The sequence below is a fragment of the Bradyrhizobium sp. Leo170 genome (assembly GCF_004296405.1).
In the GTDB taxonomy this organism is placed as follows: Bacteria; Pseudomonadota; Alphaproteobacteria; order Rhizobiales; family Xanthobacteraceae; genus Bradyrhizobium.
The window spans coordinates 1-9,973 of record NZ_PSRR01000321.1 but is presented as its reverse complement, the minus strand read 5'-3'; the positions used below and the strand labels follow the sequence as shown (position 1 = coordinate 9,973).

General features: G+C 62.2%; 9 protein-coding genes. All 9 read left to right on the top strand.

Annotated features, from left to right (window positions below):
* Window positions 1–75 precede the first annotated feature (75 nt).
* Window positions 76–573: a tripartite tricarboxylate transporter TctB family protein gene (locus CWO89_RS35000; RefSeq protein ID WP_130582995.1), complete on the top strand. Its 498-nt coding sequence runs from the start codon at window positions 76–78 to the stop codon at window positions 571–573.
* A 42-nt stretch (window positions 574–615) separates the two neighbouring features.
* Window positions 616–2,115 carry a tripartite tricarboxylate transporter permease gene (locus CWO89_RS34995; RefSeq protein ID WP_130582994.1) on the top strand — a complete coding sequence of 500 codons (1,500 nt, stop codon included), beginning with the start codon at window positions 616–618 and terminating at the stop codon, window positions 2,113–2,115.
* Window positions 2,116–2,530: 415 nt separating this feature from the next.
* Window positions 2,531–3,820, top strand: coding sequence for an oxalate/formate MFS antiporter (gene oxlT, locus CWO89_RS34990; protein WP_130582993.1), 1,290 nt, complete (start codon window positions 2,531–2,533; stop codon window positions 3,818–3,820).
* A gap of 241 nt (window positions 3,821–4,061) precedes the next feature.
* On the top strand, window positions 4,062–5,378 hold the full coding sequence (gene oxlT / locus CWO89_RS34985; RefSeq protein WP_130582992.1) for an oxalate/formate MFS antiporter: 1,317 nt from the start codon (window positions 4,062–4,064) through the stop codon (window positions 5,376–5,378).
* A gap of 240 nt (window positions 5,379–5,618) precedes the next feature.
* Window positions 5,619–6,050, top strand: a complete 432-nt coding sequence (locus CWO89_RS34980) for a CBS domain-containing protein (protein WP_130582996.1) — start codon at window positions 5,619–5,621, stop codon at window positions 6,048–6,050.
* A gap of 98 nt (window positions 6,051–6,148) precedes the next feature.
* On the top strand, window positions 6,149–7,171 hold the full coding sequence (locus tag CWO89_RS34975) for a 2-dehydropantoate 2-reductase (RefSeq protein WP_130582991.1): 1,023 nt from the start codon (window positions 6,149–6,151) through the stop codon (window positions 7,169–7,171).
* Window positions 7,171–7,959 carry a fumarylacetoacetate hydrolase family protein gene (locus CWO89_RS34970; RefSeq protein WP_130582990.1) on the top strand — a complete coding sequence of 263 codons (789 nt, stop codon included), beginning with the start codon at window positions 7,171–7,173 and terminating at the stop codon, window positions 7,957–7,959. Before CWO89_RS34975 ends, CWO89_RS34970 begins: the two co-directional genes overlap by 1 nt.
* A 222-nt stretch (window positions 7,960–8,181) precedes the next feature.
* On the top strand, window positions 8,182–9,177 hold the full coding sequence (locus CWO89_RS34965) for an NAD(P)H-dependent flavin oxidoreductase (protein WP_130582989.1): 996 nt from the start codon (window positions 8,182–8,184) through the stop codon (window positions 9,175–9,177).
* 33 nt (window positions 9,178–9,210) lie between these two features.
* Window positions 9,211–9,973 (top strand): quinone oxidoreductase family protein (locus CWO89_RS34960; protein WP_130582988.1); only part of this gene is annotated, 763 nt, incomplete at its 3' end.

The window sequence follows — 9,973 nt, the reverse complement described above, 5'->3', positions numbered from 1 at the left end:
CTAGAGCTTCGGTTCTGATTCCATCAGAACCGAAAATGCTCGAATCTCGAACTCACGATTCAGCCTGGAGGCCCTATGACTGCGCGTAGATCAGACGCTGCCGGCCCGGCACACAAGGCAGTGGAAACCGGCATGGCACTGCTGATCGCAGCCTTCGGCATTATCGTGATCATCGGCAGTTCGAAGGCCGGCATCACCTGGGGCGCGGAGGGCCCGCGTGCGGGCTTCTTTCCCTTCTACATTGGAATCTCCATCGTCGCAGCGAGCGCCATCAATCTCTGGAGCGCGCTGCGCGACAATGACGACCGATTGTTCGCGGAGTGGGGACAGCTTCGCCAGGTGATGAGCGTGGTTGTGCCCACCGCGATCTATGTCGGTTCGATGCCCTTTGTCGGGCTCTATGTCGCCTCGATCATTTTCATCGGCTGGTTCATGCGGTGGCTTGGCGGCTACCGATGGCTCCCGACCGTTGCCGTGGCGTTCGGCATGCCCATCATCACCTATCTTGTCTTCGAACGCTGGTTCCTCGTTCCCCTTCCCAAAGGTCCTATCGAGGAATGGCTCGGCCTATAGAAGCCGCATTGTGGTCGGTTCGCTGTTGCAGGACGTATCGAAATGGAAGAACTCGCCAATCTTTTTCACGGCTTCGCCGTAGCCCTGCAGCCCTACAACATGATGCTGATGGTCGTGGGCATCATGCTCGGGGTCATCATTGGCGTGCTTCCGGGGCTGGGCGGCGCAAACGGCGTTGCGATCCTCTTGCCGCTGACCTTCAGCATGCCGCCGACATCGGCGATCATCATGCTGTCCTGCATCTACTGGGGCGCGTTGTTCGGCGGGGCGATCACCTCGATCCTGTTCAACATACCGGGTGAACCCTGGTCGGTAGCGACGACTTTCGATGGCTATCCGATGGCGCAACAGGGCAAGCCTGGCGAAGCGTTGACGGCAGCCTTCACCTCCTCGTTCGTGGGCGCGCTGTTCGCCGTCGCCATGATCACGCTGGTGGCCCCGCTGGTCGCAAGCTTCGCGTTGCGATTTGGTCCTGCGGAAAAATTCGCGGTGTACTTCCTCGCGTTTTGCAGCTTCGTCGGCCTGAGCAAGGAGCCGCCCTTCAAGACCATCGCCGCGATGATGATTGGCTTCGCGCTTGCGGCCGTCGGACTCGATTCAATCACCGGGCAGTTGCGATTGACGTTCGGGATCACCGAATTGCTCAACGGGTTCGATTTTCTGATCGCCGTCATCGGTCTTTTCGGTATCGGCGAGATCCTTCTGACGATGGAAGAAGGATTGAGCTTCCGCGGCGGCAACGCGAAAATCAACCTGCGCGTCGTGCTGCAAACCTGGAAAGAACTGCCCGCGTACTGGGTGACGTCATTGCGCTCTTGCCTGATCGGGTGCTGGATGGGTGTCACGCCGGCCGGAGCAACGCCGGCATCCTTCATGAGTTACGGCATCGCCAAGCGGCTCGCGAAGAACGGCAAGAATTTCGGCAAGGGAGAAATCGAGGGCGTGATCGCACCGGAGACGGCAGCTCACGCCGCCGGGACCTCGGCACTGCTGCCAATGCTGTCGCTCGGAGTGCCCGGGTCTCCGACGGCCGCTGTTCTTCTCGGCGGCCTCTTGATCTGGGGCCTGCAGCCCGGGCCGATGCTGTTCGTCGAGCAAAAGGAATTCGTCTGGGGCCTGATCGCCTCGATGTATCTCGGCAATCTCGCGGGCCTGCTCGTCGTGCTCACCTGCGTACCCATATTCGCCGCTATACTTCGCGTGCCGTTCAGCATCATCGCGCCCCTCATTCTGGTGCTCTGCGCGATCGGCGCTTACTCGGTTCACAACAGCACATTCGACGTGATGCTGATGCTGGTCTTCGGCGTGCTCGGCTATCTGCTCAAGAAGTGCAACTATCCTCTCGCCCCTTTGGTGCTGGCCATTGTGCTCGGCGACAAGGCGGAGGAGGCATTCCGGCAATCGCTGCTCGGGTCGCAAGGTTCGCTCGCGGTGTTTTTCTCAAATGGGCTGGTCAGCACGATCATGGTCCTGGGGCTCGTTGCCCTTTTTTGGTCCGCGATTCAGGAAGGCTACAGCCGGCTGCGAACAGCGGCCGCCTGAGGCGCAGCTTTCTTCGATGCTGGGATATAAAATACCAAAGCTCAGAACGGGCTGGGCGATCGGTGTTATCGCACTTCTTGCGTCCGACCTACCCGCTCACATACCTCCTGAATCCGTCAGTCCAAAGCGGGCGCGCCGAGCTCGCTTTCCAAAGGTGACCTTCAGATCACCCGCGATGATTCTTGCGTGAATCCAGTCGCTTCAGAGCATCGATAGAAATCGCGCTGTGGACCATGGTCTTGGGTTCGAAGTGAACCCGTTCGGTTGAACCAAGTTGTTGATTCCGAGTACCGACGCTCGCCTGCGACATTTGCGCGCGGTTCGTACCGACGCTTGAATGTTGGCATATTAGATACCAAGATGGCCGCCGCGCGTCCGGGACATAAGATAACAGGGGCGCGCCTTGGGAGGACCTATGACAGAGATGGTGCAGGCTACGGCTCCGCCAGCGGCCCGTGTCAGCGATACCTTTCGCTGGACACAACTTGCGATCGGCGTCGCGGCGATGGTGATGATCGCCAACTATCAATACGGTTGGACATTCTTCGTCCCCGACATTCAGAAAAAATTCGGTTGGGATCGCGCCTCTATCCAGTGGGCCTTCACCCTTTTCGTTTTGTTTGAGACATGGCTGGTGCCGATTGAAGGCTGGTTCGTCGACAAATACGGCCCGCGCATCGTGGTCCTCATCGGCGGCATCCTCTGCGCCATCGGCTGGGCCATCAATGCCCAGGCGACCTCGCTCAACGGCTACTATCTCGGCATGATCATCGCGGGCATCGGCGCCGGCGGCGTGTACGGCACCTGCGTCGGCAACGCACTGAAATGGTTTCCCGACAAGCGCGGTCTGGCGGCTGGCATCACCGCGGCCGGCTTCGGCGCAGGCTCGGCGCTGACGGTCGCGCCGATCCAGGCGATGATCAAGGACTCCGGCTTCCAGACCACCTTCCTCTATTTCGGTCTCGGCCAGGGCATCATCATCGTGCTGCTCTCCTTCTTCCTGCTCGCGCCGAAGTCCGGACAGGTTCCGATGGTCGCGCAGAACGCCAATCTGGTTCAGAGCCGGCGCAACTATCAGCCGACGGAAGTGCTGCGGCAGCCGATCTTCTGGCTGATGTACTTCATGTTCGTGATCGTCGGCGCCGGCGGCCTGATGGTGACGGCGAACCTGAAGCCGATCGCTGTGGACTGGAAGATCGACAGTGTCCCGGTGACCCTGATCGGCGTGACGATGACCGCTGTGACCTTCGCCGCCACCATCGACCGTGTCCTCAACGGCCTGACGCGTCCGTTCTTCGGCTGGATCTCCGACAATATCGGCCGCGAGAACACGATGTTCATCGCCTTCGGCATGGAGGGCATCGGCATCTGGGCGCTCTACATGTTCGGCCACGATCCGATCTGGTTCGTGATCCTGTCGGGCTTCGTGTTCTTCGCCTGGGGTGAGATCTACTCGCTGTTCCCCTCCACCTGCACCGACACCTTCGGCCCGAAATTCGCGACCACCAATGCCGGCCTGCTCTACACCGCCAAGGGCACGGCCGCGCTGCTGGTGCCGATTGCGAACTACATGCAGCAGACCGCAGGCAATTGGGACAATGTCTTTCTCATCGCCGCGGGCGCCAACATCCTGGCATCGCTGCTCGCCATCCTGGCGCTGAAACCGTGGCGCAAGGTCGTGGTGGAAAAATCGGGCGCGTCGTAGATCGCGCAACGCAGTTGGCATGAAGCGCCCGGCCCACAGCCGGGCGCTTTTTTTGCTGCGCTTCCGATTTTCCGAAATCGCCGTGACCGCCAAGCCGCGGTATGGCTTGTACCGCACTGCAACACAAGTTCGGCTTGCATTGTGGGATATAGTATACCAACATCCGCCCGGTGCTTGCGACGATAAGTCACAAACTCGCGACAGAAGGCCGCAACCGCAAGCACGCGCTCGGGAGGACTTGATGGTTTTAAGCAACGCCGCCACCGCACCCTCAACACCTTCGCCCAACGGCTTCCGCTGGTTTCAGCTCGTCATGGGCATCGTCTGCATGGCGATGATCGCCAACCTGCAATACGGCTGGACACTGTTCGTCGATCCGATCGACGCGAAGCATCATTGGGGCCGTGCGGGCATCCAGCTCGCCTTCACGATCTTCGTGGTGACCGAGACCTGGCTCGTCCCCGTCGAAGCCTGGTTCGTCGACAAATACGGGCCGAGCATGGTGATCATGTTCGGCGGCGTGATGATCGCGCTGTCCTGGGTCCTCAATTCCTATGCGGATTCGCTGGCGCTGCTTTATACCGCCGCCGTGATCGGCGGCATGGGGGCCGGTGCGGTCTACGGCACCTGCGTGGGCAATGCGCTGAAATGGTTTCCGGACCGCCGGGGACTCGCTGCGGGCGCGACCGCCGCCGGCTTCGGCGCGGGTGCCGCGCTCACCGTGGTGCCGATCGCAAGCATGATCGCCGCCAGCGGCTACCAGACAGCCTTCTTCGACTTCGGCATCGGGCAAGGCCTGATCGTGTTCGTACTCGCCTTCTTCATTCGCCCGCCGTCTGTCGCGATACCTCCGAAAAAGAAGCAGCTCAATTTGCCGCAGACCAAGATTGATTTCACCCCGCCGCAGGTGCTGCGCAGCCCGATCTTCTGGGTGATGTATCTGGTGTTCGTGATGGTCGCCGCCGGCGGCCTGATGACCGCGGCGCAAATCGCGCCGATCGCCGATGACTTCCAGATCGCCAAGACGCCGGTCTCTTTGGCCGGCATCCAGATGGCGGCGCTGACATTCGCGATCTCGCTCGATCGCATCTTCGACGGATTCGGTCGGCCGATGTTCGGCTGGATCTCCGACAATATCGGCCGCGAGTACACGATGTTCATCGCTTTCGGCACGGCGGCGCTGATGCTGTTGACGCTCTCGACCTATGGCGCCCATCCGGTCGTGTTCGTGCTCGCGACCGCGGTCTATTTCGGCGTGTTCGGCGAGATCTACAGCCTGTTTCCAGCCACCAGCGGTGACACCTTCGGTGTGAAGTACGCCGCCACCAACAATGGCATGCTGTACACGGCGAAGGGCACCGCCTCGCTGCTGGTGCCGCTCGCCAGTATCCTCGCCAAGAATTTCGGCTGGCACGCCGTGTTCGTGATTGGCGTAGCTCTCAACGCGACGGCGGCGCTGATGGCGCTGTTCGTGATCAAGCCGATGCGACGCGCCTTCATCCTGGGCAACGAGACAGCGGCGGCACAGGCGACCGCGCGCAGCGTCACCACAGCGTGAGCGCAGACGTTGTGACGAGCGAAGGCGCACTTCGGTGCGCCTTTTCTTTTTGCCCGGAATGAAAGGAATACAAAATACAACGAGATGGATCGATCAGACGCCACCGCCCGCAGGATCGAAAGCGTCAGCGCTACTTACTGTTTTTACTGCATTTTTCTCTATGTATCCGCTCCTGCCGCGTTGACAATTGGCATTTTGTATACCAGAATTGCAATCGTAAACGAACCCAAGGAGGTTGCCATGCAAGTCGGAGATATTCTGCGCAAGAAAGCCGCACGTGTTGCAACGGTTCGCATGAACGAGACGGTGGCGATCGCCGCGCAACTGATGCGTTCCGGAAATATCAGCGCGCTGGTGGTCAAGGATGTCGTCCGCACCGAGGGCAACACCGCGGTGGGCATGTTCACCGAGCACGATGTGGTGCGCGCCATCGCCGAGCATGGCGCGGCGGGCGCCAACATGCGCGTATCGCATTTCATCTCGGTGCAGCAACTCGTGTCCTGCAGCTCGCGCGACACGCTCGAGCATGTCCGCCACCTCATGAACAAGCACCACATTCGCCACGTGCCGGTCATCGACAATTACAGCCTGATCGGCGTCATCAGCATCCGCGACATCGCAGCTGCATTCGACGAGCAGGTGATGGCCGCGCGGGAAGCCATCCCGGCCTGAAAGCACCTCAGCGTCAGCGCGCCGGTCTGAGACATGCTCGGCACCGGCGCATGGCCCCGCGCTGAAACATCAACCCCGCCTCTTTTGCGAAACATCCCATGAAGATTTGCATTTACGGCGCCGGCGCGATCGGCGGCTATCTCGGCGTGCAGCTTGCACGCGCGGGCGCAGATGTGAGCCTGGTCGCACGCGGCGCCCATCTCGCAGCCATGAAGGCGAACGGGCTGAAGCTCTTGATCGGCGATGAAGAGCGCATCGTGCATCCCCGCTGCACCGACGATCCGGCCGAACTCGGCGCACAGGATTTCGTCATCATCTGCCTGAAGGCGCATTCGATCACTGGCGTGCTCGAACGGATGCAGCCGCTGCTTGGCCCGCACACGCGTATCGTCACCGCCGTCAACGGCATCCCCTATTGGTATTTCCACAAACACGGCGGCGCCCATCAGGGTTCGACGCTGGAGACCATCGATCCCGGCGGCCGGCAGTGGCGTGAGCTTGGCCCCGAGCGCGCGATCGGCTGCATCGTCTATCCCGCCACCGAGATCGAGGCGCCTGGTGTCATCCGGCACGTCTATGGCGACCGCTTTCCGCTCGGCGAGCCCTCCGGCGAGATCACCGAGGACGTGCAGCGTCTGTCTGACGTCTTCACCAAGGCGGGCATGCAGGCCCCCGTGCTCGAGCGCATCCGCGACGAGATCTGGCTCAAGCTGTGGGGCAATGTCTGCTTCAACCCGATCAGCGCCCTCACCCATGCGACCCTGGACGTAATCTGCTCCGATCCGCCGACCCGCGCGCTGTCGAAAGCGATCATGCTGGAGACGCAGGCGATCGCCGAAACCTTTGGCGTCAAATTCCGTGTCGACGTCGAACGCCGCATCGAAGGCGCGCGCAAGGTCGGCGCCCACAAGACCTCGATGCTGCAGGACCTCGAGCGCAGCCGCCCGATGGAGATCGATCCACTGGTCACCGTGGTGCAGGAAATGGGACGCCTGACCGGGATTCCGACGCCGTCGCTGGATGCGATGCTGGCGCTCGCTGCCCAGCGCGCCCGGATCGCCGGGCTCTACGATGGAACGGTGCTTCCATCGCCGGAAGCAAAAGTTGCGGCGGTCACGTGATGTTGCAGCGTAACGTGACCCGTTGGCTTCGCTTCCGCCGCCAGGGTGAGACCGGCTTCGGCGTGCTGACGCCATCCGGCATCGCCGTACATGACGGCGAGATGTTCGGCACCTCCAAGCCGAACGGACGAATACTCGTGCTGGAGGACGTCGAGGTGCTCGCCCCTTCCGAGCCGACCAAGATTGTCGCGCTCTGGAATAATTTTCACGCGCTCGCCGCCAAGCTGCAGCAGCCTGAGCCGGCCGAGCCACTCTATCTGCTGAAAGCGACCACCAGCGTCACCGCGCCGGGTGCCGTGATCGAACGCCCCCTCTCCTATGACGGCAAGACCACCTATGAGGGCGAGCTCGGCATCGTCATCGGAAAGCCCTGCACCAACGTCTCTCCTGATGAAGCCGACGACTTCATCTTCGGCTACACCTGCGTCAACGACGTCACCGCCAACGACATCCTCAACCGCGACAAGACGTTTGCGCAATGGGCCCGCGCCAAGGGCTTTGACGGCTACGGCCCGTTTGGCCCCGTCATCACCGCAGGGATCGACCCGGGAAGCCTTGTCGTGCGCACCATTCTCAACGGCGCCGAGCGTCAGAACTACCCGATATCAGACATGATCTTCAGCGCGCAGGAGCTCGTCAGCAAGATCTCGCACGACATGACGCTCTTGCCCGGCGATCTCATCGCCTGCGGCACGTCGATCGGCGTCGGCGTCATGAAGGAGCCAGTCAACACCGTGACGGTGGCGATCGACGGCATCGGCGAGCTCACGAACGAATTCAGGCAATAGGCGACGTCACCTGAAGCCAGTGGCGTGAACCCCTTAATTCGGGGACTTTGGGTCGATCCGACTTGTTCCGCCTTGCGGAAACAACGCGGCGCTTTTGCATGATGGCGTTGCCCTGACCATCACCCGCCCCCGTGGACTTTTGCAGGGGGCGACGGCATCCTGCTGCCCGAATTCTCGATAAACAACGCGCGACCGTCCGCGCCGGGGAAACAGAGGGCAGTAATGATCAAGACACGCTTCACCGAGCTTTTCGGCGTCGAGCACCCGATCGTGCAGGGCGGCATGCAATGGGTCGGACGCGCGGAACTCGTCGCGGCCGTCGCCAATGCCGGGGCGCTCGGCATGATCACGGCGCTGACGCAGCCGACACCGGATGATCTGCGCAAGGAAATCGCGCGCTGCCGCGAGATGACGGACAAGCCGTTTGGCGTGAACCTGACCATCCTGCCTGCGATCAAACCGCCGCCTTACGCCGAATACCGCCAGGTCATTATCGAGAGCGGCATCAAGATCGTCGAGACCGCGGGCAACAAGCCCCAGGAGCATGTCGACGAGTTCAAGAAGCACGGCGTCAAGGTCGTGCACAAATGCACCAGCGTTCGCCACGCGCTGTCGGCGGAGCGCATGGGCGTGGACGCGATCTCGATCGACGGCTTCGAATGCGCCGGCCATCCCGGCGAGGACGATACCCCCGGCCTGATCCTGATCCCCTGCGCCGCCGACAAGGTGAAGATCCCGATGATCGCCTCCGGCGGCTTTGGCGACGGCCGCGGCTTGGCGGCTGCGCTGGCGCTCGGCGCCGACGGCATCAACATGGGCACACGCTTCATGTGCACCAAGGAAAGCCCGATCCATCAGCTCGTCAAGGAACGCATCGTCGCCAATGACGAGCGCGAGACCGAGCTGATCTTCCGCACCATGCGCAACACCTCGCGTGTCGCCAGGAACGCGGTCTCCACCAAGGTAGTCGCGATGGAGAAGGAAGGCGCGAAATTCGAGGACGTGCGCGAACTCGTCGCCGGCGCCCGCGGCAAGATGGTCTATGCCACCGGCGATGCCGAGGAAGGCATCTGGTCGGCTGGCCAGGTGCAGGGCCTGATCCACGACATCCCGACCTGCGCCGAACTGGTATCGCGCATCGTACGCGATGCGGAGGCGATCATCCGCGGCCGCCTCGAAGGCATGATCTCGGGGGCGCAGCGCCAGGCCGCCGAATAGAGTGGCCTTGAGCCCAACCAAAGAGAAGAGCCGATGAAAGCCTATGTGTATGGCGCCAATGGCGCTGAGATTACCGACGTCGCAAAGCCAACGCCGAAGGGCACGCAGGTGCTGGTCAAGGTCCATGCCTGCGGCCTCAACCGCGCCGATCTCGGCATGACCAAGGGCCATGCCCATGGCAGCGCGGGAGGCGTCGGCGCCGTGCTCGGCATGGAATGGGCCGGCGAGGTCGCCGAGCTCGGACCTGACGCCAAGGGCGTCAAGGTCGGCGACAAGATCATGGGTTCCGGCGGCGCCGCCTTTGCCGAATACACGCTTGCCGATCACGGCCGGCTGTTCCGTGCGCCCTCGAACATGAATTTCGAGGAGGCGGCCACCCTGCCCGTCGCGCTCGCGACCATGCACAACGCCGTCGTCACCAATGGCGCGCTGCAGCCCGGCCAGACCGTGCTGATCCAGGGCGCAAGTTCCGGCGTCGGGCTGATGGCACTGCAGATCGCGAAACTCAAGGGCGCGAAGCTCGTGATCGGTTCCTCGACCGACGCGATGCGGCGCGGCCGGCTGAAGGATTTCGGCGCCGACCTCGCGATCGATTCCAGCGACGCCGGCTGGGTCGAGCAGGTGCTGAAGGCAACCGGCGGCGAAGGCGTCGACCTCATCGTCGACCAGGTCTCCGGCAAGGTCGCCAACCAGAACCTCGCTGCGACCAAGGTCAAGGGCCGCATCGTCAATGTCGGCCGGCTCGGCGGCACCCATGCCGATTTCAACTTCGACCTGCACGCGGCGCGCCGCATCT

What these genes read in the sequence shown, in the direction of transcription:
- CWO89_RS35000 (WP_130582995.1), top strand. Translation starts at nt 76, where the DNA reads ATGACTGCGCGTAGATCAGACGCTGCCGGCCCGGCACACAAGGCAGTG.
- CWO89_RS34995 (WP_130582994.1), top strand. Translation starts at nt 616, where the DNA reads ATGGAAGAACTCGCCAATCTTTTTCACGGCTTCGCCGTAGCCCTGCAG.
- oxlT (WP_130582993.1), top strand. Translation starts at nt 2,531, where the DNA reads ATGACAGAGATGGTGCAGGCTACGGCTCCGCCAGCGGCCCGTGTCAGC.
- oxlT (WP_130582992.1), top strand. Translation starts at nt 4,062, where the DNA reads ATGGTTTTAAGCAACGCCGCCACCGCACCCTCAACACCTTCGCCCAAC.
- CWO89_RS34980 (WP_130582996.1), top strand. Translation starts at nt 5,619, where the DNA reads ATGCAAGTCGGAGATATTCTGCGCAAGAAAGCCGCACGTGTTGCAACG.
- CWO89_RS34975 (WP_130582991.1), top strand. Translation starts at nt 6,149, where the DNA reads ATGAAGATTTGCATTTACGGCGCCGGCGCGATCGGCGGCTATCTCGGC.
- CWO89_RS34970 (WP_130582990.1), top strand. Translation starts at nt 7,171, where the DNA reads ATGTTGCAGCGTAACGTGACCCGTTGGCTTCGCTTCCGCCGCCAGGGT.
- CWO89_RS34965 (WP_130582989.1), top strand. Translation starts at nt 8,182, where the DNA reads ATGATCAAGACACGCTTCACCGAGCTTTTCGGCGTCGAGCACCCGATC.